The following is a 25,890-nucleotide window of genomic DNA, read 5'->3' as shown; positions in this document are numbered from 1 at the left end:
AGGAGAAAAACTACCCGTTCGTTTCGTTAGTGGTGCTCATGTTGCGGCGAGCCTTCATGCGTGCACGCGCCGAAGCGAGGAAGGCGCCAGCCGAACCGACAACAGCAAGAACAATCGTTGGGTTTTCCGGGGAGTTGTCGCAGGTCCCACTAGTGATCTCTCCACCCTGGGCATGGAGCGGGAGGGCTGCCGAAAGGAAGATAGTGAAGCCGAGAAGCAGGAATAGTTTCTTCATGGTGTCCTCTTTTGGGAAAGTTACGGGCACCGGAAATCAAAGTCAACGCACCATCCGTGCAGGTAGTTAACACTTTTGTGGGGTGTTTCGCCGCCTGATTGCATGCAGTTCTCTTATAAGACAGCTTCTTCCGGCACATGGAACTCAATGGGAATCAAACATTTGAAGCGTCCGGCGCGTTCGTTCGGAGAAGCCGCCAAAGGGACATCCCTACCAGCGGCATGCAACCCACCATCCAAAACGCCATTGCATAGCGAAGATGATCAAAGAGGTAACCGATTGCCGGCATCAGGACACCGGTAACCAGTGCCCAGGCCGAGATACAGATGCCCGCTAGAAACGCGGAGTTCCGTTTCGGAAGGACTGCCATGCCGTCAGAAAGGGCGAAGACCACAAAGCCGCCAGCGATGAACATCTCGAAGAAGAAGAGGGCCACGATGCCTGCAACGGGGTAGGCTGTTCTCGCGAGAGCAGGAGCAGACACAATGGGTAGGCTGGCCGCAGACAGCATCAGAAAGACGATACCCGGACGCTTGAGAGGCATACCCTGCAATGTGGCAGACCCGCGCCTGCGGTCTGCCAGACGGCCAAAGATCAGATAGCCGGCCTCCCACCCAGCCGGTGGCAGCCATAGCAGATGCCCTAGCGATGCCTGGCTGAGATGAAGAACATGTGTGAGATACAGCGGCGCCGCATACAAGCCAAACGCCAGCGGCGCGGCTCCCAGGCCGTACGCGGCTGCCGCTGCGAAGAGATCGCGGCTCCAACGCGATGAAGGCGGCCGATCTTCCAGGATTGCTCCGCCCCTGGGACTCGCCGCCGGTGTTGCGTACAATCCACTCCTCTTCAATGCGAACCACAGGCATATCCACGCAAGCCCAAACAACGAGGTGACCGCAAATGCCGCGCGCCAGCCCCAGCGCATGGCTATCGGCGTGATGATCAGCGGCGTGATCGCCGCGCCAAGCGAACTGCCGCTATAAGCAATGCCCAACCCAAAGGAACGCTTCTCCGCGGGCAGTGTCTCGGTAACCGTCTTCAGGCCCGCCGGAAAGGTCGCGCCCTCGCCAAAGCCAAGCACGCCGCGCGCAAGACACATTCCAGCGAAGCCCATCATCAGCCCATGGCTACCTGAAGCAAGCGACCACACCAGCACGGCAATCAGCGTTGTGACCCAGAGGCCCGCACGGTCCATCCAAAGCCCCCAGATGGGATTGGAGACCATATAGCAGAGGCTGAAGACCAGAATGGCGTAGCCGTACTGCGTCGCAGAAAGATGAAGATCGGCAAGGATCGTCGGGCTCAGGATCGCAAGCACGCTACGATCGACGTAGCTCAGCAGGCCCAGCAGCGTCATTGAGATTGCAGGCGCCCACAATCGCACCGCCGACGGACGTGCGGCCGTTACTTCCGTCTGCGAACTCACCGCTTTGCCTGCACCGCGAGCCACTGATGCAGGCTGGGTTCCTGAGCAGAGCGGAGATGCACGCAGTCGTTGATATTGTCGAGCGCCTTGGCCAGCGTGCGTTCTGCTGCATCTACCTTGTGCGTTGCGAAGAAGGATGCAACCTCGTCGCGCTTCTCAGCGGAGCAGAAGCTGCCCGCTGCTCCAACAATCCGCCCGCCGGAGTTTGTTGTGAACTGGGCATGCACCTTGTCCCAGTTCTTCTGGATATATGTCCACGTCTGCTCACGGGTATTGAGACCGGTCAGGAGCATCGTCATAGGTATCCAGCTATCCTGGTTGCGCACCTGGCCTGAGACTGCATAGTCGAGCGTCCTCGTCACCAAAGACGGTTCGCGGAAGAGCGCAAGAGTACGCAAGGCATCGGCCTGCGCGCCTGGATCGCTCTGGTCTTTACTCGCCGCCATGACCTTCTCATAGAACTCCGCATCGCCGTTGGCCGCGGTAATGGCAATGGCTTCATTGGCCAGGATAGGATCGAGTCCACGGTCCTTCTTTGCCCCGGGACCATAGGCGCGGTTCGCCAGTTCCTTCGCTTCGGCAAGAACATCAGGATCTTTCGCGAGTCCGAGAAGACTCATCAACTCGGCACGTAGCTGCTGACGATCGTACGATTCACTCTTCGACGGTTTACCGAGCGCAGCATAGCCCGGCGCGAACTCTCTGCGCAGCACTTCTGCGAGCCGTTCGCGGTCGCTCGATGTCGCAATGCGCGCATAGATCGACTTCACTTTGTCGAGCGCCGTTTCCATCACCATGCCGCTTGAATCGTTCTTAAGCGCAAGCACAAGGTCGAGGAACTGGCCTGCTGTTCCCTGACCCGAACGGATCAGCGCCCACCTGTCGCCGATCAGGCTGATACGCTCCGGCGCCGAAAGACCCGTTTCAACTCTTGCTGTAATCGCCGCAAGCTGGTCTGAGGTGTAGACCGTGCGGTAGTAACCTTTCGCTCCGGCGTTTGCATAGAAGAACGGCATCGACGTGCCCACCGGTAAAGGAAGCATCGTCTCGCCCGACGCAACGACCTGGCAAAGAGGTTTGCCTGCCGTCTTCACGCATACTGGAAGCGTCCACTGCTGCGCCGTGCCGCTCTTGCCTGCGTTCGACAGGAAGAACCGGCTTTGAGTCAGCGGTGTCCCGTTTGAATCATGTTGTGAAAATGTCAGCAAGGGAACGCCGGGCTGCGTGACGAAGCTCTGCATGATGCGATCGACAGGCTGATGCGAGGTTGCAGTCTGCGCATTCCAGAAATCCTCTGCCGTCGCATTGGCGTAAAGGTGGGCAGCGAGATAATTGTGCACTCCCTGGCGAAAGACCTCTTCGCCCAGGTAATTCTCCACCATACCCAGCACTGCCCCCGCCTTGCCATAAGCGATGCCGTCGAACATCTCGTTGATCTCGTCCGGTGTCTCTGCACGAGCCCGGATCGTGCGTGTCGTCGGCTGCGAATCGAGGTTCAGCGTTGCATCCAGGTCGCGCGCATCGTCTTGTGGGAAGTTCCACTCCGGCTTCCATTTCGCAACCGGCTTGGTCTCCATCCATGACGCAAACCCCTCGTTGAGCCAGAGGTTGTCCCACCACTGCATCGTCACCATGTCTCCGAACCACTGGTGCGCCATCTCATGCGCAACAACGACAGCAACCCGTTTTTTCGCGGGAATGGCCCCGGTCTTCGCATCAACCAGAAGGTCGGTTTCGCGATAGGTAATGCACCCGAAGTTCTCCATCGCGCCGGCTTCGAAATCGGGCAGCGCAACCATGTCGAGCTTTGGCATCGGATACTTAATGCCGAAGTACTTGTTGTAGTAAGGCAGGATGTATTCTGCGCTCTCCACAGCGAACCTCGTCATATCCACTTTGTCAGGCGTGGCGCACCCTCGTATCGGCACGCCATCGGCCTTGCCTGTCGTGCATTTGAAGTCACCCACAAGAAACGCTACAAGGTAGGTCGACATCTTTGGCGTTGTCGCAAAACTGATCGTATGCTTTCCCGCAACAGGACCGGGCTTGTCGGAGACGATCTCCGTATTCGAGATCGCTGTATCTCCCGCATCGACGACCAGCGTGATGTCATAGGTTGCCTTCAAGGCAGGCTCGTCGAAGCTCGGAAAGGCGCGGCGCGCATCGGTAGGCTCAAACTGAGTGACAGCGTAGTTGCGCTTCTTTGTCTTCGAAAGATAGAACCCGCGCAGCTTGTCGTTCAGAATGCCCGTATAGCTGATTGCGAGCCTGACCCTTCCCGCAGCCAATGGTTTGGCAAAGATGAACGTCGCCTGCTCCTTGTCCTTATCGAGCGAAACCTCCGCCCGCTGAGACCCCGCGTTCACCGAAAGAAATTCGATCTCGGCCGCATTCAAGGTGACCGCCCTGGCAGGCTGGTCCAGCACGACATCGATTATCTCTTCGCCCGCAAACGTCGCCTTCGCCAGATCGGGTGTAAGCGTCAGAGAGTAGTGTTCGGGATGAATGCCTTCAGGCAAGCGCTGAGCATGAAGGTTTGAGCCTTCAGTAAATATGAATGCAGTTAGAGCAAACAGGAGGCGGCAACGACGGTTCTTCAGAAACATATCCAACCTAGAATATCCAAATCCCAGTGGCCTTACATGCAAAAGACCGCATATTCGCTGGAGATTTGTGACATGCCGCGCGGCCTAGCACAGTGAAGCCGCCCGTTCCGACACGCCGCATATCTCGGCGGCGCGCGCCTCGGCGTAGGCCGCAGCGCCAAGCAGAGCGCACGAATCGTCCAGGATGATTCGGACCGGTATCGACTGAAGCAGCGGCGACATCCGGCCTTTATCGAGAAACGCCTGCATGAAGAAGCCGTTCTGCATCGTCTTCAATCGCTTCGGAGCGATGCCTCCGCCGAGGTAGATTCCCCCAACAGCCAGGGCCTTCAGGGCCAGATTGCCCGCCTCCGCGCCGTATGCCGAAGCGAAGCTCTTCATCGTCTCGAAGCAGAGAGAGCTGGAGCCATCCTCCGCGCACTCTCCAATAACGACATTCGGATCTTCCGCAGCCATGCGGTCGCACAGCCACTTCGGCTCGTTGATCTTCTCAACGTCGCGTAGAAACTCGTAAATGTTCTTGATCCCAAGACCCGAAACCACTCGCTCGAAGCTCACACGCCCCTTCAATTTGCTGCGCAGGTATTCGAGCATCGCAATCTCTCGATTGGAACGCGCCGCAAAGTCGCAGTGACCGCCCTCCGATGGGATCGGGTTATGCTTCTTGCCATCCCATATCAACAGAGCTTCACCAAGACCTGTGCCAGCCGACACGAGTCCGCGATGACCTGTCGCATTCGCATCGCCTTCGTGAAGCGTGTAGATCCTGTCCGCAGCAAGCTCCGGAATTCCGTAGCCGTTCGCCTCGAGGTCGTTGATCAGGAAGACGTGCTGGATCGACAGCGAGCGTGACAGGTCGCGCACGTCGAGCGTCCATGGCAGGTTGGTCAGCTTAAGCCGCCCATCGCGCACAGGCCCGGGGAGACCGAAGCACGCCGAAAGAATTGCATCTCGCTGCGTCGCCGGCGTGTTTGCGTCGCCGCTAAGAAATTTATTGACGATCTCATCCAGTGAATTGAACTGGTGAGCCGGAAATTTCTGGTCTCGCAGCGGATGAAGTTGACCGCCGGTGAAATCGTAGAGTGCAAGGTGGACCTTCGTTCCGCCAACATCACCAGCAAGAATCATCTATTCAGCTCCAGAGTTCCGGTCCCATTTTCTGGTTCTGGCAGCTTAGCCGCTGCGGCGGCATCGAGCAAGAGCGTCAACTTTCCGCTCGCCGGACGAATAATCTGCGACGGGTAGGTCTCCGGTTGATACGGCCCCTGAAAGACTTCGTGCAACACCTGTGCCTTCTTGTCACCCTCAATCAGGAAAGCGACCTCCCTGCCTTGGTTGATCACCGGCCAGGTCAACGTAATGCGCCACGTGTCCTTTTGCGGAACATGGTTCGCAACAACAATGTGAGTCATGTCATTCAGCGCTTCGGTATGCGGGAACAGCGAAGCGGTATGACCGTCATCGCCCATTCCCAACAGCACAAGATCGAACGTCGGGGTTTGCGCGCCCTCCAGCTTGAACCCGTTGCGGATAGCAGCTTCATACCGCGCCGCTGCGACCTCAGGCTCCAGCTCGCCTTCCATACGATGGATGCGGTCGGCGGGCAACGGCACCTTCGATAACAACGCCTCGCGCGTCATGCGGTAGTTCGACTCGGCATCCTCGGGTGGAACGCAACGCTCGTCGACCCAGTACAGGTCCAGCTTGTCCCATGGCACCTGGCTGGCGAACGGCTCTGAAGCCAGTAGCGAAAACATTGCCTTCGGTGTCGTACCGCCTGAGATTGCCACGCGGGCGATGCCGCGTGCCTTTGCTGCCGATGCAATCGACGATGTGAAAAGTTCAGCAGCCGCCCCAGCAACATCTTCCGGGTTGGCAAACACGCGATAGGTAACTGCAGTCGGACGCGGCATGATCTTCCTCTTCTAAATTTGATGCACTTCCAGGAGTTCAACGATGGAGGCCCCGGCGGTCGCCGCTGACAATAGCAGCGCCAAACCACACGAGGCCTCAAATCGAATCGAGCTAGAGCTTACGCCACTTACGTCCTTCGGACTCCAGCAGCGCGTCGGCAGCAGATGGACCCCACGTTCCGGCGGCATAGTTCGGGAAGTCCTTCACCGGCGTCTCCGCCCATGCCTTCAGAATCGGCGTCATCAACGCCCACGTCGCCTCGACGCCATCGCGATGCGCGAACAAGGTGCCATCGCCCAGCATCGCGTCGAGCAATAAACGCTCGTAGCCATTCGCTGAGGACTTGCCGAACGCATCGGCATAGCTGAAGTTCATCTGCACCGGCGCAATGTCCATGCTCGGCCCCGGCAGCTTCGCGCCAAACCGCAGCGAGATCCCTTCATCAGGCTGGATGCGCATCGAGATCAGGTTTGGCTTGATGGCGTCGCTGTCGTGACACTCGCCGCCTTTGAACAGAAGCATCGGAGGCTGCTTGAACTGGATGGTGATCTCCGTGACACGCTTCGCCAATCGCTTACCGGCGCGCAGATAGAACGGCACACCCGCCCAGCGCCAGTTTTCGATCTCCACCCGCACCGCGGCATATGTCTCAGTCTGCGAACGCGGATGTACGCGGTCTTCCTGGCGATACCCGGGAACAGCCTTGCCATCGACCATGCCCGGCCCATACTGTCCGCGAACCGTATCAGCCGGATGAATCGGCGAGATCGCCTTCCACACCTTCACCTTCTCGGCGCGAACGGCATCCGCCTGGAACGATACAGGCGGCTCCATCGCAACGAAGCTCAACAGCTCCATCACATGGTTCTGCATCACGTCACGCAGAGCGCCGGCCTGTTCATAGAACGGACCGCGGCCTTCGATACCGATCGATTCCGCCGCAGTGATCTCAACGTGGTCGATATAGTTGCGGTTCCATACGTTCTCGAAGATGCCGTTGGCAAAACGAAAAACGAGGATGTTCTGCACTGTCTCCTTGCCGAGATAGTGATCAATGCGGAAGATCTGGTCCTCATGGAAGACCTTGTTGACCTCATCGTTCAACGCACGTGCCGACTCAAGATCGTGACCAAACGGCTTTTCGATGATGGTACGGACCCAGGGAGCCGTCCCGTCTTTGCCTGCTTCAGGCTGTGCCATGCCATGCTGGCCCAGATAGTTGATGATGTCCGAGAAATACTCAGGCGCCGTCGCCAGATAGAAGAGACGGTTGCCATGCGTATTGAACTTGCCATCCAGCTCTGCGAGCTTCTTCTTCAAAGCATCGTAGCCGGTTGCATCGTCAAAGTTCATCGCGTGATACTGCACACGGTCGATAAAGGGAGCAAGCCTGGGGTCAGACTCTTCCACACCGCCGCCCGCAATAATGCCTTCCTTCATGTCCGGAGCGAAGCTCTGCTCCAGCGGACGGCGTGCCACACCGACCACGGCGAAGTCCTTGGGCAGCAGGTTCGCCTGCTCCAGGTGATAGAGCGCCGGCAGCAGCTTGCGCTTTGTCAGGTCGCCGGAAGCGCCGAAGATAACCACGATGCAGGGATCGGGCGTGCGCTCGTTCTGAGCTGCTTTCTTTTTGTCGGGAGAAACTTGAACTTGTGTCGTAGCCATTTCGATTTACCCTCTTCTCTTAACTTTTCTTGTCCGGTTTCTCAGTCCGCTTTCTTAACAGCATGGCCGCCAAAAGCACCGCGCATGATCGAGATCATGCGATCGGTAAAGTTGTTCTCTTCGCGCGAACGCAACCGCCGTATCAACGATTCCGTAATCACTGGCGCTGAAATGTTCAGGTCGATCGCCTCCGTGACGGTCCAGCGCCCTTCGCCCGAGTCCGGCACCCACGCCTCAAGACCAGCCAGCGTCGGGTTCTGGTCCAGCGCGTCGGCTGTCAGATCCAGGAGCCACGAGCGCACGACCGAACCCTTCTGCCAGATATGCGCAATCTGCGTCAGGTCGAGGTCAAGCTCCTGCTTCGCTTTCAAGATGGAAAAGCCTTCGGCATAGGCCTGCATCAGGCCGTACTCGATGCCGTTGTGCACCATCTTCACAAAGTGTCCTGAACCGGAAGGTCCAACATGCCCCCAGCCTTCCGTAGGCGATGGTGCCAGCGCCTCGAAGATCGGCTTCAGACGATCGACCGGCCCCATGTCGCCGCCAATCATCAGGCTGTAGCCCTCTTTCAATCCCCACACGCCGCCGGAGGTCCCGCAATCGACATACTCAAATCCCTTGGCCTTAACCTCGGCATGGCGACGTTGCGTGTCCTTGTAGTTGGAGTTGCCGCCGTCGATAATCGTGTCGCCCTGCGTGAGCAGAGCCTCGAGCTTCGCAATCGTCTGGTCCACTGGGTCGCCCGAAGGCACCATGATCCAGATGGCCCGCGGCGCGGAGAGGTTCTTCACCAGGTCTTCCAGCGAATCCACGCCAAGAGACCCCGTCGCCGTCAGTTTCGCCGTTGCATCCTTGTTGAAATCGAAGCCGACAACCTTGTGGCCCGCCAGCTTCAGGCGCTCCGCCATATTGAATCCCATCTTGCCAAGGCCAATCAGTCCAAGTTCCATCTCGTATTCCTTTCCTGCTGTACGGCAACGCCGTGTTAATTCGCTCTTCCGTTGCATGCCATTCGAAAACGGCATGATTCAAACTTTGAAATCAGCTACCTGAAGGGAAATCCGCGTCTAACGCCACTGATTCCCAGGTTTCGAGTTCCTTCTGCCATGCCGCCAGTTTGTCTCGCACGCGTTTGAGTGCGCTTGCCCCCAGCAACAGACGCAGAGGCGGGTTCTCTGTCTTCACAACCTGCATCATGGCTTCGACAGCCTTCAGCGGATCGCCCGGCTGCTTGCCATCCTGCTCCGCCATATAGCGGCGAGCGTTACCGGCGGTCTTGTCATAGTCATCTATCTTCGTTGCAGCCTCTACTCCCGAACGCCCGAGAAAATCCGTGCGGAACGGCCCTGGCTCCACAATCGTTAATTTGATGCCGAGCGGCGCAATCTCGTGCGCAAGCGCCTCAGAAAGACCTTCCACAGCAAACTTCGTGCCGTGATAAAGCCCCCAGCCAGGACTCGCAGTGAGCCCCCCAATCGAGGAGAGATTCAAGATATGTCCACTGCGCTGTTTCCGCATCTGAGGAAGCAACGCGCGCGTCACGCGCAGCAGGCCAAACACATTGGTCTCGTACATCGGCCCGAGCTCTGCCTCGGAGACTTCCTCGATAGCGCCGGCAACGCCATAGCCAGCATTATTGACCAGCACATCGACGCGGCCGAAGCGCTTCAGCGCCTCAGCGACAGCAGCGTCAACCTGGTCCTGCCTCGTGACATCGAGAGGCAGCGCGAGGCCCCTCCCGGGATACTTCTGTTCCAGATCGGCGACCCGCTCAACCTTGCGCGCCGTCGCTACGACCTTGTCTCCGGACTTCAACACCTCTTCGGCAAGAAGGCGTCCGAAACCAGTCGACGAACCCGTAATAAACCATGTGCGGGTAGCTGTGGTCGAGTTGGGGGTTGAAGCGGCTGACATATCTTTATATGACGCTCTTTACTTGTCTCTCGATGCAACGCTCAACAACGGTCACAGGGCAGCCCCAACGTCATCGAACGATCTTCGTTACACCCTGATCGCTCGCAATCAGCGCGAACGACGCCATATTCAGAAACAGCCCATGCTCCACCACGCCCACGATGGCGCGGATGTCGGCAGCAGTCTTCACCGGATCGGGAATCTCGCCCGCAGCACAGTCGAGGATAAAGTTGTTTTCGTCCGTAATGTACAGGGAACCATCTGCGTGGTGGCGCAGCCTTGGATTCAATCCCAGCGCTTCCAGCCTCCGGGTTACGTTTGGCAACGCCATCTGAATCACTTCAACGGGAAGCGGGAACCGGCCAAGCTGCTTCACCAGCTTGCTTGAATCGGCAATGACAATGAACTTCTTCGCCGCGCTCTCTACAATCTTCTCGCGCAGCAGCGCGCCGCCGCCGCCCTTGATCAACGCGAGTCCCGGCCCAACTTCATCTGCGCCGTCAACAGCCAGATCCAGCTCCGGCGTCTCATCGAAGTTGGTGATCGGGATCGACAGCGATTCCGCAAGCGTCTGGCTGGCGGTTGAAGTCGCGATCCCCCGCACCTTCAGCCCGCCTTTGACCCGCTCCCCCAGCTCTTTGATAAAGATCGCCGAGGTGGTGCCGCTGCCCAACCCCAGCGACATTCCATCCTCGACAAACTCCAGCGCGTGCCGGGCTGCCATCCGCTTTGCTTCGTCCTGTGTCATGCGTTTCCTGCGTTCGGGAAAGCCCTACTTCTTCACCAGCTTCTTGGCATGCTCGACAACATTTGCAACGCTGATGCCCAGCTTCTCCAGTGCAATTGGTCCCGGAGCCGAAGCGCCGAAGCGATCGATCCCGATCACCGCGCCGTTGTGGCCAATGTACTTGTACCAGCCCATCGTCGCACCGGCCTCCACTGCCAGCTTCGGTGTGTTCTCAGGCAGCAGGCTCGACTTGTAAGCTGCATCCTGCTCGTCAAATATCCTGAAGCTCGGCATGGACACAACCGTTGCGTTGATCCCTGCAGCCTTCAACTCTTCAGCCGCCTTCAGAATCAGCGAGACCTCGGAGCCGGTTGCGATCAGAATAATGTCCTTGCCCGAGTTGTCGAGTGCATAAGCACCCTTCCTCGCGCCTTCAAGCACCTTGTACTTCGCAGCATCCAGCACGGGCAGGTCCTGCCGCGAAAGCGCCATAAAGCTCGCGCTCTTGCGCTCAAGCGCAAGCTGCCAGCAGGCAGCCGTCTCGTTCGCATCGGCTGGACGGAAATCCGTAAGCTGCGGAATCAGGCGCAGCGACATCATCTGCTCCACCGGCTGGTGCGTCGGGCCATCCTCACCCAGACCGACAGAGTCGTGCGTAAACACGAACAGCGAATGCACGCTCATCAGCGCAGCGAGACGAATCGCATTGCGCGCGTAGTCCGAGAAGACGAAGAACGTCGAACCGAAGGGAATCAACCCGCCGTGCGCCGCCATTCCATTCACCATGGCGCACATGCCAAACTCGCGCACACCGAAGAAGACGTTCCGTCCCTTCGGGTCGACGTGGAAGTTCGCCGAGTCCTTGAAGATCGTCTTGGTCGAGGCCGTCAGGTCAGCCGCGCCGCCAAACAACTCCGGCACAACCGGCTCGATCGCATTCATCACCACCTGACCTGCGTTACGCGTGGCGACAGCCTTGTCGGTCGGGAACGTCGGAATCTTCTTCTCCCATCCATCCAGCAGCTTGCCCTTGACGACACGATCAAACTCAGCCGCAGGCGCAGGGTAAGCCTTCGCATACGCATCGAAGTTCTTCTGCCACTCGGCGTGGGCCTTCTTGCCATTCGCCTTTGCCTGGGCCCAGTTCTTCGCAGCCTCTTCCGGAACATAAAAGCTCTTGTCCTCAGGCCAGCCGAGGTTTTTCTTGGTCGCTTTCACTGCCTCGGCGCCCAGCGCTTCGCCGTGCACCTTGCTCGTGCCGGCCTTGGGGCTGCCGTAGCCGATCACCGTGCGCACGCGGATCAGCGAAGGCTTCGTCGTCTCCGCCTTTGCCGCCTTGATCGCAGCCTCCAGCGCGACGAGGTCGTTGCCGTCGTCCACCATCTGCACGTGCCAGTGATACCCGTGGAACCGCTCCGTCACGTCTTCGGTAAAGCTCAATTCCGTCGGGCCGTCGAGCGAGATCAGGTTGTCGTCATAAAGCACGATCAGCTTGCCGAGATTCAGGGTCCCCGCCAGCGATGCCGTCTCGTGCGAGATGCCTTCCATCAGGTCGCCGTCGCCGCAAAGCACATACGTGTAGTGGTCGATGACGGCGTGCTCGTCGCGGTTATAGACCGCGGCCATATGCTTTTCAGCGGTAGCAATACCCACCGCCATCGCGAAACCCTGTCCCAGCGGACCGGTGGTCACCTCAACACCCGGAGCCTCACCATACTCGGGATGCCCCGGCGTATGTGATCCCCACTGGCGGAAGCTCTCCAACTGAGACATCGGCAGGTCGTAGCCCGCAAGGTGAAGCACGCCATAAAGCAGCGCGGAGGCGTGTCCATTCGACAGAACGAACCGGTCGCGGTCGATCCACTTCGGGTCCGAAGGGTCATGCTTCATCAGCTTGTGATACAGCAGGTAGGCGATCGGGGCACAACCAAGCGGGGCGCCGGGGTGGCCGGACTTTGCTTTTTCCACGGCGTCCACGGCGAGAAAACGGAGAGCATTGATGGAAAGCTGGTCTAGCGCATTCTGCTGGTTGGTCTGCTGATCGCTCATTCTTCCTTTTCCTCTTCTCTTTCATCTCGGCGCACGCAGGGATAGACGGCGCTCGATTTCGCTGTTTTTCAGTTTAGGCGTTCCAATACCAGTGTACAGGCGCAGATGACCTCACGGCACCTCCACAGTTGCCTTATCGCAGTGATTGGCGATTCATCCCGCTGTAACCGCAACTTCGATATTTCTTCCCAGCCACTGGTCCTGTCCGTTTCCATCCGTCCAGCACTGGGTGAAGATGATCTTCCCGGCCCTGCCTGCTTGCGTCGGTATATCGATATACGATCCCGAATACCCGACCATATTCGATATAGCATCGTGGACCGTGGCCCAGTCGTCGAGCGTGTATACCGCCCTGAAGTGTCCCGAATCGACGATGCGCAGCGTATACCCGGCCTTGATCGCCTTCACGGGGCGGCCGGCAGAGTAGATCTCGCGATGGTTATGGAACCTTCGCTTATTTGCCGGAACCGCATATCTCTCCTCCACCACGGAGATTCTGTCGAAGACCCTGCCATCCGTCAGTGAGCGAAGCAGCTTCAGATACTCCGAGTGCGCCCACACCAGCGGCTGCGCCGAGCCCGCCGACTTGCCGAAATACATCCCCTCCTCAGGAAGGTCCGCGTAGTCCCACACCTGCTCCGGCAACATGCCGCCCTTCGAGGCAAACGCCTCCAGCGCATGCGTCAGCTTGTCGCAGTTGCTACCCAACGCCAGCTCGTAGTGCGCCCGCTCGCCGCCCAGCAGAGGCCACGCGCGACCCTGCCCCCATCCGTCATAAGGACCGCCATCCTTCTTCTGGCCATAGCCATCGTGGTTGTAGCGCCGCCAGCATGGCCCGAAAGGCGTGTCTCTCTTCAGCACACGATCGACCACCTTCAACGAGTCGACAACCAGCGGGTCATCCGGCCTCCTGATCCCATAACGCACCAGCTCCAGAAATCCGGCATCGATCACCTCACGCGCCTCGAAGACCGACCTCTCCTCCGGCCCTCGATTCGAGATGCGGAACGATCCCACAGGAACCGAAGCATCATGAAACGGCTCGCCCGGACAAGGCGGAGCAATGCGCACATAGTGGTACTTCACCTCCGGGTGCAGCACGCCGTCCTTCGTCGTCGTCCACTCATCCAGATGCGCCTCGATCCAGTCGGCATATCCTTCCAGATACTCCGCAAGCTCCAGCGCCGCATGGTCGCGCGCAATATCGGCCGCGCACACCAGCCCCGAGATCACGGCCGCCAGCGTCGAAGGCGAATAGCCCGAAGTCTCCTCCCACCGCTCCTGCTGCGTCACCGGAGCATACTTCACCAGAAACGCCGCGGCGCGCTCTACAAAGGGAAACACCCGGAACGACCCAATCGTCTTCTGCTTCCACAAACGCCACGCCAGAATGATCGGGAACGCAACTTCATCGAGCTGAATTCCCTGCCAGTACGGCGTGCCGTCGATCCAGAAGTTCTGCGCGAAGCTGCCGTCGGCGCGCTGCGTACACGCCAGATAAACCAGCGCTCGCAGCGCCGTATCCGCGCGATCGCACGCCAGCAACGCAGTCGCCGTCTGCACCATATCGCGCGTCCACACCAGGTGGTAACCGCCCAGGTCGAGATCGCCCTTCGACGCTCCCCAGGGGATCGAGGCCGAAGCGATAAACGCGCCCGAGAATGTCTTGTCTTCATGCGCAAGCAGGACATTGTGGCTGATCCTGGCCAGATATCCGTCGTCGGTAGAGGCTCCCACAATCCGCTCCGGAGATTGCACCCTTCCCCACTGCAACAGAAATCGCTTCAGATGGTCCGCAAATGGAGTTGCCAGGCTTTGCATCATCCCCGCCAGGGCCGCATGATGACCATCTCCGAAGGCAATGGCAATGGTGAACTCCGGGTTCACCGCAACGTCGATCTCACCCATCACGGCGATATTTCCATCCAGAGCCTGCCCGAACTGCCACTTCATGCGCATGTCGCCGAACAGGTCCTGATAACCGTCGCTCGATCCCACATACCCGCATGACGAGCGCGTAAATCCGCAGTCAGCCCCCAAAGCCAGCGAAGTGCTTCCCTTCCACGCCAGCAGACAACGCTTGCCGGCAACATCAATACTCCGCGCCGAGTTCCCCGCGCCGCCGCCATTCAAATGCGGCGCCAGAAGCGCGTAGCACTTCATCCGCTTCAGGACCTGCTCTTCGCCCTCGATCTTCACGTGCATCAGCACGGTTGAAAAATGCGGGTTCGAGATAAACACCTTCGTCACCCGGTAGCGGCCTCCCCGCTCGCGCGCCTTCACGCGAACCGCCAGAGCGTCGCCATCGACATACTCGAACTCGTAGTCGAGATCGCGCTTTTCCTCATGGCAGAAGGTCTCGCCGTCGGTAAACAGCAGCTCCATGTCGCGCGTCTGCGGACGGTCGATCGTTGGATAGTAAATCTCGTTGAGCGTTCCATGCGACAGCGTGTACCAGACGCGACTCGAAGCAGAGTAGGCCGTCCCCACTGCATCTTTTCTGCTCGAAGTCCATCGCGGTTCCAGGCCAGGCGCGCCAAACGCCGGGCCATCATCGTCCAGCCAACGGTAGCTAACAGATAGGTCGCTCATTCAGTCCATTAGACTCCAAAACGCTTCGCAAGACGCGGGCGAAGATCGTTCGCCTCATTCGATTGCGTTATCATGGCCGGGTCACGGATTTCTAATTCATTCGCTGCTACAACTCCGGTGCGTTGCATCGCGCCGGTCTCTTAAGGCATCTCAATATATTGAACGCCCGGTACCGAAGCCTCTTTCGGTTACCGGCCAAGCACCGACGAAACAGGAGACGACAGTGGCTTACGAACTTCCCCCTTTGCCCTACGACTACGCTGGCCTTGAGCCCCATATCGACGAAGCGACCATGAAGCTCCATCACGACAAGCACCACCAGGCCTATGTCACCAACCTCAACGGCGCAATCGACAAGCACCCGGAGCTGGGCAGCAAATCCCCCGAAGACCTCCTCAAGAATCTCGCCGCCATTCCCGAAGATGTGCGCAAGGTTGTGCAGAACAACGGCGGCGGACACGTCAACCACACCATGTTCTGGCAGATCATGAAGCCCAAGGGCGGCGGCGAACCCAACGGCGCTATCGCAGCCCAGATCAAGGCCGACTTCGGCGACTTCGAGAGCTTCAAGAAGCTCTTCAACGAGACCACCGCCAAGCAGTTCGGCTCCGGCTGGGGCTGGCTCATCTTCGAGGGCGGCAAGCTCAAGATCGTCACCACCGCCAACCAGGACAACCCGCTCTCACAAGGCCACTACCCCATCCTCGGCAACGACGTCTGGGAGCACGCCTACTACCTCAAGTACAACAACCGGCGCCCGGACTACCTCGCCGCCTGGTGGAACACCGTCAACTGGGACGAGATCAACAAGCGCTTCGAAACCGCGAAGAGCTACAAATAAACTTACGAACATTGCATCACGCGGGACTGCTTTTCGCAGTCCCGTTTTTCTTTGTGCCCCACGTCAGGTGAATGATTAGACTTCTAATTTGAGAAAGCGCCCGCTATAGATCGGCAGACGTGAAGATAAATAAACACGGCACACGAATCCTACTTGGTTGCGCAGTTGGGCTGGGCGCTATCTACATCGACAACTTCGCTCAGCAATCCAATAGAGCAGCCATGCAGATGGCTCTTTGGACCTTTTTTTTATTTGCATTTTCTTTCGTGCAACTTCGGGAGAGCCTCACGAGACCAATTCAGAGATATATTGCGTCCGCGTTGGTTCTCGTTCACCTTTTATTTCTTGTGTTGATAAGACACAAATTTCCATTTGATAGTTCTTTAGCAATGCTGATCGGGTTAATACCAGAATCAATAGTGCTGGTATTCATATATCTCAGACTTGGCCAAGCCTTAGACCCCAGTGGCCCGTTCGGATTGACTGAGGAAGAAAAACGACAGCGCCGCTTCAAGCGCTAAGTAAATAGACGAATTTCTGGCCGGGTGCCCCAATCATAGCGCGGTTTTTCGCGGCATGATTGGGGCATTCGCGCAACGCGAGAACCGCTTCTTGGTACGCCAAGCCTTCAGGCTTGGCCCTCTATGTATTCGACAGAAATGGGGGCTTCAGCCCCTGGGGTATGCCTCACTTCCCCTCACCCAGGTGCATCTTCAAAAACTGCACATAAATATCCCAGTCCCCCGGCACCATGCCATGCCCGCCGTCGTGCATGTAATACCCGATGTCATGCAGCACCGGCACCTTCGCCTCAGGCCATCCATCAACACCCAATCCCAGACCCTGCTTGCTCAGCAGCTTGTACACCGGCTCCGCAGCAACGGCGGCCAGAAACTCTCCCTTCGGGTCCGACCAGAAATCCGTTGTCCCCGTCTGCAGCAGCACCGGCCTCGGCGCAATCAGCGCGACCAGCATGTGCGAATCCATCGGAGCCTTGTCCGGAAATCCTGCCCATTTCCCATAGTTCTCTGCGAACTGATAAGGAAAACGTGTCGGAGCAGTCAGGTGGGCGACAGTCTCTCCATAGTCGCGATGGCTCAACGCCGCGCCACCTTCACCCGAGCAGCTTGCAATCACCGCGGCAAACCGCTGGTCGTGCGCTCCCGCCCACATCACCGTCTTGCCCAGTCGCGAGATGCCATGAATCGCCACTCGCTTTGCGTCTACCTGCCTATCCGTCTCAAAGTAATCCTGAACGCGGCTCATCCCCCACGCCCATGCGGCAATCGAACCCCAGTCCTCCGGCCCGCGACTGCTCTCTCCCGGTTTCAGGTAGAACCTGCGAATACTGTCCTTGAAGCCCTCCGCATAGTCCGGCTCCACATCGCCGTAATAAAAGGTTGCAATGCCGAACCCTGCATCCAGAAATGTGGCCACAGGCAGCTTGCCAAACGCTCGGCCCTGCGTCGCTGGAACTTTGACCTTCGTCTTCGCCTCCCAGATCTCTCCTACAGGCAGGCCCGGATCGTCCACCGAGTTTGAAGCCGCCGAAAAACTGATATTCAATAGCAGAGGGACCGGCTTCTTCGCACCTGCCGGCAGATACTCCACCAGATGAATCACCGGAGCCGTCTTGTCCTTCGACAGATGAATATCGACTCGTCTGCGAATCGCTTTGCCGTCGAACGCAGGAGTCCCTTTTTCAATTACCTCGAAGCTCTCGTCCTTCGGACGCCCCGGCGCTACGCCAAACTGCTGCGTCTCAAACAGGCGCACAATCTCCGGACGCCGCTTCGTCGTCCACGTCTTCGCATCCTTCACCGGCTTGCCGTCGCTCATCACCAGGGGATCGGGCAGCGTGTACGTGCCCACCTTCGCCTCGTCGTAGTTCACCGGAATCCCCGCCGTCACCCGCGGCAGACTCGCCGGGGCCTCTGGACGCGGTGTCTGCGCTCCAGCTATTCCCCCACCCAGCACTACGAGCGCACACAACCATCTCATCCTCATTGAGGCGTCCCCCGGTCCGACCAATTTTCTCTCGCACGAATACTACCTTACGGCCCGTGACCGGCAGTGGGCCAAATTCCTGTCAAGCCCCCTGCGCTGTGCAAATCTCCGTAACCAAAACATTCCATGGGCGATATAGACACGGCGCAAAGTGCCGATTAGTTTCGCTCCACCTGCTCTAATAGATATATATAGAGATCGAAAGCGGTGAAGGCCCAGCCCGACGGCTGGGCCTTCCTCTTTTAACCCAAAGGAGTCGCAATCATGAACAGCATCCCCACCGAGACCATCGCACTGCCCACCATCCACGACGCCCACTCCATCCAGCAGGCGCTCTCCCGCATCATCCAGGGCGTGGCTGCGGGAACGCTCGACAACACCCGCGCCCGCATCCTGCTCTCCGCCCTCAAGCTCGCCATGAGCAACCTTCGCAGTCTTGCTGAGGAGAGCACATCCAAGGAGAGCAAACCAAAGGTGCAGGCGCAGCATGAAGAAGCACCCGGAAGCCAATCCAAAGCACCTATCGTCACGGCCACGCAGGCGCCTGAAGACACACCACCGCCGCACTTCATCCACGGCAACCCGGCCGCGTCGTCTGCAACCATCGCCCCAGCCGCAGGCAGCAACATCAGCGCCGCCGCTCGCTACAGAGAGAAGCTGCAAGCCGCAGCGATGGCCCGATCACACGGCGCGCAGTCTCCGGCTGACCAGGCTACGGTTACTCCGGTTGTCCTTTACGCGGACGCCGGTTCGCCTGCAACACCTTCTTGCGCAGACGCAGCGACTTCGGCGTGACCTCGACCAGCTCATCGTCAGCGATGAACTCAATCGACTGCTCCAGCGTCTGCTGCTTATAAGGAACCAGGCGCAACGCATCGTCTGAACCTGATGCGCGCATGTTGGTCAGCTTCTTCTCGCGGACTGCGTTCACGTCCAGGTCGTTGTCGCGCGAGTGCTCGCCGACGATCATGCCCTCGTAGACCTCGGTGCCGTCGCCGACAAAGAGAATGCCGCGGTCCTGCAGACCGTTCAGCGCATAGGTCGTCGTCGTGCCTGCACGGTCGGAGATCAGCGCGCCCGTCGGACGCTGCGGAATCTCGCCCTGATACGGCACGTATCCGTCGGCGATCGAGTTCATGATGATTGTGCCGCGCGTCTCCGTCAGCATCTCCGAACGCAGGCCGATCAAGCCGCGCGACGGAATCATGAACTCCATCCTCACACGGCCCGAGCCGTGGTTCGTCATCTTCGTCATCTCGCCCTTGCGCGGCCCAAGCCGCTCGATGACAGTACCGACGAAGCTCTCCGGAATGTCGACCGTCAGGTGTTCGTTCGGCTCCATCAGCTTGTCGTCGATCCTGCGCGTCACAATCTCAGGACGCGAGACCATCAGCTCGAAGCCCTCGCGGCGCATCATCTCGATCAGCACCGAGAGCTGCAATTCGCCGCGGCCCAGCACCTTGAAGGTCTCCGGGCTGCCCGTGTCCTCGACGCGAATCGAGACGTTCGTCAGCAGCTCCTTCTCGAGCCGCTCCTTCAAATTGCGGCTGGTCACATACTGGCCTTCGCGCCCGGCGAACGGCGAGTTGTTGACCGAGAACTGGATCGCAATCGTCGGCTCGTCAATCTTGATCAAGGGCAGCGGAGCCGGGTTCTCGATGTTCGTGATCGACTCGCCGATGGTGATGCCCGCAACTCCGGCGATGGCAACGATGTCGCCGATCTCTGTCTGCGTAATATCAGTACGCTTCAGTCCGTCAAAGCTGAACAGCTTCGTGATCTTCACGTTCTGCAGCGATCCATCGGTCTTCGAAACGGCGACCTCCTGCCCGGTCGTCAGCGTGCCGTTGAAGACGCGCGCGATCGCAAGGCGGCCCAGGTAGTCCGAGTAGTCCAGGTTCGTCACCAGAATCTGCAGCGATGCCGCGGGATCGCCCTTCGCCGCCGGAATCGTCTTCACGATCAGATCAAAGAGCGGCTTGAGGTCTGTCCCCGGCTGCGCCAGGTCCATCGTCGCCGTGCCCTGCTTGCCGTTCGTGTAGATGATCGGGAAATCGAGCACGCTCTCGTCGGCATCGAGGTCGATGAACAGGTCATAGACCTCGTTGACCACCTCCTGCGGACGCGCGTCCGGGCGGTCGATCTTGTTGATCACCAGGATCGGCGTCAGCTTCGCCTCAAGCGCCTTCGAGAGCACATAGCGCGTCTGCGGCAGCGGCCCCTCCGAAGCGTCGACCAGCAGCACCACGCCGTCGACCATCTTCAGCGCGCGCTCCACCTCGCCGCCGAAGTCCGCGTGGCCCGGCGTGTCGACGATGTTGATCTTCGAATCCATGTAGTGAATGGCGGTGTTCTTGGCCAGGATCGTGATGCCGCGCTCTCTTTCAAGGTCGTTCGAGTCCATGACGCGATCGGCGACGGCCTCGTTGGCGCGGAAGGTGCCGGACTGGCGGAGCATGGCGTCGACGAGCGTGGTCTTGCCGTGGTCGACGTGGGCGATGATAGCGATATTGCGAATCTGCTGGCTCACTGCGTTTGGATGTCCTGTCTGCGCGCGTGTCGAATGATTTAAGGATGGAAAAAATCTGAAAATGCGCGTGTTGTTCTAGTTTACCGTACCCGCGCGTCTTCAGACGCCATGGCAGGCCGCAAATCGAAGAAGATGATGTAAATCCTTGCTGAACGCGCGCTGCATCCGCGAGATAATGAAGAAAGTTCAGCGGAAGGAACCTTTACCCATGCCCATTCCAGAGATCGCAGCCTGTACCCACCCGCTCCGGACCAGCGTAGCGGACTTCATCGCCGGACTACGCGAACTGGAGCGGGGACTGATCACCAAGAACAAGATCGCCAGCTACATGGCCGCCACCACGCTGCGGCCCGAGGCCCTCCACGACTACGTCTGGTGGCGCGACAGCTTCTACACCCGCAACCTCATCTACCGCGACGAGCTCTTCGAGGTCATGGCCATCTGCTGGTCGCCGGGGCAGAAGACCGCCATCCACACCCACAACGGCCAGCTCGGATGGATGACCATCTCGCAGGGCGAGGTCCTCACCCACGAGTACCACCACACCCGCTGCAACACCCCCGAGAACCAGAACGTCGTCAACATCGACTGCATTGGAGGCGCGACCGAACTCCAGCTCGACAAGGTGCGCACCATCACCTGCTCCGAAGGAACCGGCATCGTCACCGTCGACAAGCTCCAGACCATCCACCAGATCGAGAACGCCGGAACGACAGGCTGCGTCAGCCTGCACGTCTACTCCAAGCCCTTCGACTCCTGCATCGCCTTCGACCTGGAAAAACAGCGCTGCTACCGGCGACAACTCAGCTTCTTCAGCAAGGACGGCCACCGCGTCGAAGAGTAGCAACGCAGCGTGGGGTGCTCAGAGATTCAGCTTCTTGAAGACCCTCTCCGGGATGTGCCGGATCACAAACATGATCGGCTGCCACTGGAAAGGCACGTAGAGCGAGTCTGCACGTCCATCGACCGCCTTCACGATGCTTGCCGCAACCTTGTCGACGTCGGCAAACTTCTCCGCGCCCTTCATGCCGGCGGTCATCGCCGTCTTCGTCGGTCCCGGCTTGATCGTCAGCACGGTCACGCCTTCGCGGTCGACGCGATTGCGCAGCCCGGCAAGAAACGCCGACAGCCCCGCCTTCGACGATCCGTAGACGTAGTTCGATTTACGCCCGCGATCGCCCGCGACTGACGACAGCACAGCAATCGTTCCCGCACGGCGCTGCACAAAAAAGTTTGCCAGCCACGTCAGCAACGAGACCGGAGCCATCAGGTTGGTATGAAGGATGTGAGCGGCAGTGTTGAAATCCTGCTCCGCCTGTGTCTGGTCTCCCAGAACGCCGTGCGCGAGATAGGCAACGTCGAGGCCGGTGAGCGCATTGACCGCGTGGGCCAGCAGCGCTGGGTGCTGCTCCGTGTCGTCGAGATCGGCGACGGCCGTATCGACAAAGCTCGCGCCGCGCGTGCGAAGGTCGGTTGCCACGGCCGCAAGCTTCTCGGCATTGCGCGCTACGAGAAACAGGCTCGCTCCCTGCGAGGCCCAGATGCGGCAGGTGGCCTCGGCGATACCGGATGTAGCTCCCAGAACGAGTATCTTGCGTGACGAATGATTTGCGTTGCTGCTCATAGATTCGGTTGTTCTCCAGTGACGCGCTCCCAGAAGCTCGACGTGATGAGCGGATCGCGGAAGCGTGCCAGTTGCCGCCACTCCGGGTAGAAGGCCTGAAACTGCGCGGCGGTCATCGCGGCGTCCTTCGCCGGATAGAGGCGGCCGCCGAACTCAAGCGTCATGTCGGCGAGGCGTTCAAACAGCGGAAAGCTCTTGCCCGGCTTGATGGGAAAGTCGAGAGCGAGCGTGATGCCAGGGCGCGGAAAGCTCATCACTCCCGGCGAAGGAACATCGCCAAACGCCTTGAGCACGGCCAGGAAGCTGGCGAGGCCAGACTTCGCGACCTCCTTGAGGATCGCTACCGTTCCCTCGCGCGCGTTGTTCCAAGGAATGACGTACTGGAACTGCAACAGGCCGCTCTTGCCGTACATGCGGTTCCAGTGCAGCACCTTGTCGAGCGGATAAAAGAACGGCTCGTAGTCCTGCAATGCAACCTGGCGCTTGCCCATCTGCTTGTGGAAGAAGAGCGTGTTGAATGCGCTGACCGAAACATGATTCAACGCAAAACCGGGAGCGTTGAAGGGAAACACCAGCTTCGGCTCGGGCGATGGCTTCAGTTCATCGCGGCGGGTCGAGTGATCGCCCTGCATGAAGATGCCGCGGCAGAAGTTTTTTCCGGTCGAGGTGCAATCGACCCAACTGACCGTGTACTCGATCTCCTTGCTCGCCTCGGTGAGGTAAAGAAACTCGTCGATGCCGTGGAACTGGATTCCCTCGTAGTCGATCTTGCGCGAGACGATCGGCTTGAGCCTGAGCGTCGCCCAGCGGATGAGCCCCGTGAGGCCGAGCCCGCCGATGGTCATCGCGTAGAACTCGGGGTTCTCGTTCGGCGAGCAGCGCAGAACCGTTCCGTCGGAGCGGACAAGCTCGAACTCCGTGACGTGACGGCCGAAGGTCCCGGCGACGTGATGGTTCTTGCCATGAATGTCATTGGCGATCGCGCCGCCGAGCGTGACGTACTTCGTTCCCGGAGTGACGGGCAGGAAGAACCCGCGCGGCACGGAGAAGTCGAGGATCTGCGCCAGCGAGATGCCTGCTTCGGCAGTCAGTAAACCAGTCTCGGGATCGAAGGAGATCAGGCGGTTCATCGCCGGCGTGGGTAACAGATTTCCCTGATCGAGCAGACAAACATCGCCATAGCTGCGTCCCAGGCCAACCGGCAGGACGGCATCATGGATTCCACGGACCGCCGCGGGAAAGTCACTCTGCCAATGCAGCGGAATGATGTTGGCCTTGTACGAGGGATAGCGGCCCCACGATTCAAAAGATGCCTCGCCCGGGGCGCTCTTCCGGGCGCTTCCCTGCTTGTAGGTGAGGCGCTGCTGGGTCTCGATCTCAGGCATCTCCTAAATCATATCGGACACGTGCTGGTTGACATGATGAAAACTGATCAATGCTCCGGGCAGACGGAGTCCAGATATTTGGCACGGTCTTCGATGTGCGGGAAGGTGAGGTGACGCGCGATGGCAACCTGCTCCTGAAACGGTACCCCATCGGCGAGCGCGACGTTGGGGTTCTCCTTGTAGGCCGGATCGCTCATGGCCTCGGGGAGCGTGACGAAGGTAAAGCCACGCTGGCGCAGCAAGGCGATAAGTCGCGGCAACATCTTTGCATCGAGCGCGCCCACGTGCAGCAGCAGAACGTAGGGAATCTCGTGGCCATAAAGAGCCTGCGTCCCCTGGCGAAAGACCGTGATCGACTGATCGGCCGCGGCAAGATACCCCTGCTCCATCGCCTGCATTTCTTTCGCGTTGTGCTGCTGGGCACAGCGGACGTAGGCGTCGGTCCAGAGGTAGTCCTTGAAGTCGAGCGAGACCTGCGCGATCTTGTACCCCTTCTGGTCGAGATAGCTTCGGATCGCATCGCGCTTTTCGGGCGTCTCGCCCTCGCTGAGATAGGGGTAGCGGAACCAGCGCCAGTCCTGGCTGCCCATGAACCGCTTGAGGACCGGCTCGTCCTTCGCGATCTCCGTCTCGTACTGCGCGACTGTATCGGCCGTCAGCGAGGCATGCGAGTAGGTGTGATTGCCGAGCGGTTGCCCGGCGGCCCGCCACGCCTTCAGGAACGAGATCTCTTCCGGCGCGTCTTTAAATGAGATTGCGTTGACGAAGCCATAGATCGGGGGCATCCTCTCGCGCTTGAGCGTTGCCAGGATCGAACGCGCGATCTGCAACCGGGTGACGTGCGGCGGCAGCTCGCCATTCTCCGGCAGGTCGTCGAAGGTGAGGGCGATCTGCTGCGCGCAGAGCGGGGCCGCGCAACACAGTACTCCGATTGCCAGTAGCAGCTTCTTCCGTAACAAGGACATAAATCGAATTCCCTCCTTAGCATACGACGGCGGCAGATGGGGTAAGGGACCCCTTCCCCTCCTGAAGGCATTCTCTTTCCTTACTTAAATAAATTTATTCTCTCTCCGATAGTGGTAATTAATAAGACAAAGCAACATTTCGAAATACCCACGGAGACAGACAATGCTTCATCGTCTTGGTATGGTTCTGGCTGTTGTCACGACCGCCACCTGCTCGGTCGCAGCTCAAGTCACGCCACACAGGCCCTCGCTCGCAAACCACCCCGCACCGGCAGCCAACGATGCTGCCAACCGTCCAGCGCCTGTGGTGGAAGCCAACGCTGTCATCGTGCATGGCCCCATCGCCGTTGCCGCCTCCCAGACTTCGGCCACCATCGAGTGGACGACGAACGTCCCTGCGATCACGCGCATCGAATACGGTCCTGGCAACTTCCAGCAGACCGCAGAGGCCAATCAATTCGGCCAACTGCCGGTGACCACCCTGCACCGCATCGAGCTCACCGGACTCAAGGCCGGGCAGCGATACCAGTACCGCATTGTGGCCACCCCCGTCGTTCGATTGAAGCCTTACTGGCCGGTGGATGGAACCCCCACACAAAGCGCCGTCTACAGTCTGACCACGCTTCCCCCCAGCGGACAGGACATCTCCTTCAGCCTGATTACAGACACCCATGAGAGCCTGCCACGGATCAGCTCCCTGATGAGCAGCATCCCGTGGTCCTCAACCGACTTTCTCGTCCATCTCGGCGACGGCCTGGATTATGCAACCGACGAAGACCAGGTCTTCGATCACTGGTTGGACCCTCTCGGCAAAGCTCTGAACGGCAAGCCTCTGCTGATAGCCCGTGGCAACCATGAGTGGCGCGGGCCCTTTGCGCGAAGCATGGCGAACTACCTGACTCCAGCCGGCGAGGGCCGCTACTTCTATGCGCGCAGCACGGGTCCGGTCCATCTATTGATCATGGACTCCGGTGAGGACAAGCCGGACGCGACGCCTGTCTACGCAGGCCTGAACCGCCAGGCCCCTTATCGGGCACAGGAGCTGCAATGGTTCCGTGAACAGGTAAAGAGTGATCCCGAACTGGCTGCGGCTCCGTTCCGGGTCGTGCTCATGCACCAGCCGGACTGGGGCTGGCTCGACGGGCATAACACCGACTGGACCGCAGTCGCCAACGCGGCAAAGGTCGACCTCGTCATTGCCGGTCACTATCACCGCTTCGTTCACTTCAACGCAGGAGAGGCAGGCAACAACTACCCCGTGCTCGTTGTGGGCCAGGACCAGGTCGCCCATGTCGATGCGAGCAAAGACAAACTCCACGTCACCGTAACAGCAACCGACGGAACCGTGGTTGACACCTTCGATGTAATGCGGCGGACACACTAGCTTCGATACGCAGAGACTTTCGGGCA

At 59.2% G+C, this 25,890-nt stretch carries 20 protein-coding genes; 4 read left to right on the top strand and 16 right to left on the bottom strand.

What is annotated here, in order from left to right:
- Nucleotides 1–10: 10 nt before the first annotated feature.
- The 11 genes from JSS95_12710 to JSS95_12660 form a co-directional block, all read right to left on the bottom strand.
- Nucleotides 11–235 (bottom strand): PExPT-CTERM protein, encoded by a 225-nt coding sequence (locus JSS95_12710; GenBank protein ID MBS1800673.1) that lies wholly within the window; start codon nucleotides 233–235, stop codon nucleotides 11–13.
- A 154-nt stretch (nucleotides 236–389) separates the two neighbouring features.
- Nucleotides 390–1,661 (bottom strand): MFS transporter, encoded by a 1,272-nt coding sequence (locus tag JSS95_12705; protein ID MBS1800672.1) that lies wholly within the window; start codon nucleotides 1,659–1,661, stop codon nucleotides 390–392.
- Nucleotides 1,658–4,267, bottom strand: coding sequence for a M1 family metallopeptidase (locus tag JSS95_12700; protein MBS1800671.1), 2,610 nt, complete (start codon nucleotides 4,265–4,267; stop codon nucleotides 1,658–1,660). The genes JSS95_12705 and JSS95_12700 overlap by 4 nt, the downstream gene beginning before the upstream one ends.
- A gap of 84 nt (nucleotides 4,268–4,351) precedes the next feature.
- Nucleotides 4,352–5,395, bottom strand: a complete 1,044-nt coding sequence (gene glk / locus JSS95_12695; GenBank protein MBS1800670.1) for a glucokinase — start codon at nucleotides 5,393–5,395, stop codon at nucleotides 4,352–4,354.
- Entirely contained in the window at nucleotides 5,392–6,180 is a 789-nt protein-coding gene (pgl, locus tag JSS95_12690; protein ID MBS1800669.1) for a 6-phosphogluconolactonase, read from the bottom strand. The genes glk and pgl overlap by 4 nt, the downstream gene beginning before the upstream one ends.
- 112 nt (nucleotides 6,181–6,292) lie before the next feature.
- A complete protein-coding gene (gene zwf, locus JSS95_12685) occupies nucleotides 6,293–7,846 on the bottom strand; it encodes a glucose-6-phosphate dehydrogenase (protein ID MBS1800668.1) in 1,554 nt (517 codons plus the stop codon).
- A 41-nt stretch (nucleotides 7,847–7,887) separates the two neighbouring features.
- Nucleotides 7,888–8,796: a decarboxylating 6-phosphogluconate dehydrogenase gene (gnd, locus tag JSS95_12680; protein ID MBS1800667.1), complete on the bottom strand. Its 909-nt coding sequence runs from the start codon at nucleotides 8,794–8,796 to the stop codon at nucleotides 7,888–7,890.
- A 91-nt stretch (nucleotides 8,797–8,887) separates the two neighbouring features.
- On the bottom strand, nucleotides 8,888–9,760 hold the full coding sequence (locus JSS95_12675) for an SDR family NAD(P)-dependent oxidoreductase (GenBank protein ID MBS1800666.1): 873 nt from the start codon (nucleotides 9,758–9,760) through the stop codon (nucleotides 8,888–8,890).
- Between the two features lie 70 nt (nucleotides 9,761–9,830).
- Nucleotides 9,831–10,508 carry a ribose-5-phosphate isomerase RpiA gene (gene rpiA / locus JSS95_12670; protein ID MBS1800665.1) on the bottom strand — a complete coding sequence of 226 codons (678 nt, stop codon included), beginning with the start codon at nucleotides 10,506–10,508 and terminating at the stop codon, nucleotides 9,831–9,833.
- A 24-nt stretch (nucleotides 10,509–10,532) separates the two neighbouring features.
- Nucleotides 10,533–12,536: a transketolase gene (gene tkt, locus JSS95_12665; GenBank protein ID MBS1800664.1), complete on the bottom strand. Its 2,004-nt coding sequence runs from the start codon at nucleotides 12,534–12,536 to the stop codon at nucleotides 10,533–10,535.
- Between the two features lie 153 nt (nucleotides 12,537–12,689).
- Complete coding sequence (locus JSS95_12660) at nucleotides 12,690–15,128, bottom strand: glucan 1,4-alpha-glucosidase (GenBank protein MBS1800663.1); 2,439 nt, start codon at nucleotides 15,126–15,128, stop codon at nucleotides 12,690–12,692.
- A gap of 223 nt (nucleotides 15,129–15,351) precedes the next feature.
- On the opposite strand from JSS95_12660, the gene JSS95_12655 reads away from it, so the two are divergent.
- Nucleotides 15,352–15,969: a superoxide dismutase gene (locus tag JSS95_12655; protein ID MBS1800662.1), complete on the top strand. Its 618-nt coding sequence runs from the start codon at nucleotides 15,352–15,354 to the stop codon at nucleotides 15,967–15,969.
- A 687-nt stretch (nucleotides 15,970–16,656) separates the two neighbouring features.
- Here JSS95_12655 and JSS95_12650 read toward each other — a convergent pair.
- On the bottom strand, nucleotides 16,657–17,976 hold the full coding sequence (locus tag JSS95_12650) for an acetylxylan esterase (GenBank protein ID MBS1800661.1): 1,320 nt from the start codon (nucleotides 17,974–17,976) through the stop codon (nucleotides 16,657–16,659).
- Nucleotides 17,977–18,240: 264 nt separating this feature from the next.
- Between JSS95_12650 and JSS95_12645 the strand changes: the two genes are divergently transcribed.
- Complete coding sequence (locus tag JSS95_12645; protein MBS1800660.1) at nucleotides 18,241–18,771, top strand: hypothetical protein; 531 nt, start codon at nucleotides 18,241–18,243, stop codon at nucleotides 18,769–18,771.
- On the opposite strand, the gene typA is transcribed toward JSS95_12645, so the two are convergent.
- Nucleotides 18,695–20,506, bottom strand: coding sequence for a translational GTPase TypA (gene typA / locus JSS95_12640; protein ID MBS1800659.1), 1,812 nt, complete (start codon nucleotides 20,504–20,506; stop codon nucleotides 18,695–18,697). The genes JSS95_12645 and typA overlap by 77 nt on opposite strands.
- A gap of 208 nt (nucleotides 20,507–20,714) precedes the next feature.
- On the opposite strand from typA, the gene JSS95_12635 reads away from it, so the two are divergent.
- Nucleotides 20,715–21,350, top strand: coding sequence for a cysteine dioxygenase family protein (locus JSS95_12635; protein MBS1800658.1), 636 nt, complete (start codon nucleotides 20,715–20,717; stop codon nucleotides 21,348–21,350).
- Nucleotides 21,351–21,368: 18 nt separating this feature from the next.
- Here the strand turns inward: JSS95_12635 and JSS95_12630 are convergent, their stop codons facing one another.
- Genes JSS95_12630 through JSS95_12620 form a run of 3 tightly spaced genes read right to left on the bottom strand, consistent with a single transcriptional unit; the run spans nucleotide 21,369 to nucleotide 24,480 of the window.
- Nucleotides 21,369–22,130 (bottom strand): SDR family oxidoreductase, encoded by a 762-nt coding sequence (locus tag JSS95_12630; protein MBS1800657.1) that lies wholly within the window; start codon nucleotides 22,128–22,130, stop codon nucleotides 21,369–21,371.
- A complete protein-coding gene (locus JSS95_12625; GenBank protein MBS1800656.1) occupies nucleotides 22,127–23,515 on the bottom strand; it encodes an FAD-binding oxidoreductase in 1,389 nt (462 codons plus the stop codon). Before JSS95_12625 ends, JSS95_12630 begins: the two co-directional genes overlap by 4 nt.
- A gap of 47 nt (nucleotides 23,516–23,562) precedes the next feature.
- A complete protein-coding gene (locus JSS95_12620) occupies nucleotides 23,563–24,480 on the bottom strand; it encodes a polysaccharide deacetylase family protein (protein ID MBS1800655.1) in 918 nt (305 codons plus the stop codon).
- Between the two features lie 163 nt (nucleotides 24,481–24,643).
- Between JSS95_12620 and JSS95_12615 the strand changes: the two genes are divergently transcribed.
- The gene (locus tag JSS95_12615) at nucleotides 24,644–25,864 is read left to right on the top strand and encodes a metallophosphoesterase family protein (protein ID MBS1800654.1); all 1,221 of its coding nucleotides are present in this window, start codon (nucleotides 24,644–24,646) and stop codon (nucleotides 25,862–25,864) included.
- Nucleotides 25,865–25,890 lie beyond the last annotated feature (26 nt).

This window comes from Acidobacteriota bacterium, assembly GCA_018268895.1.
GTDB lineage: Bacteria > Acidobacteriota > Terriglobia > Terriglobales > Acidobacteriaceae > Edaphobacter.
This window is presented reverse-complemented; position numbering and strand designations above follow the sequence as displayed.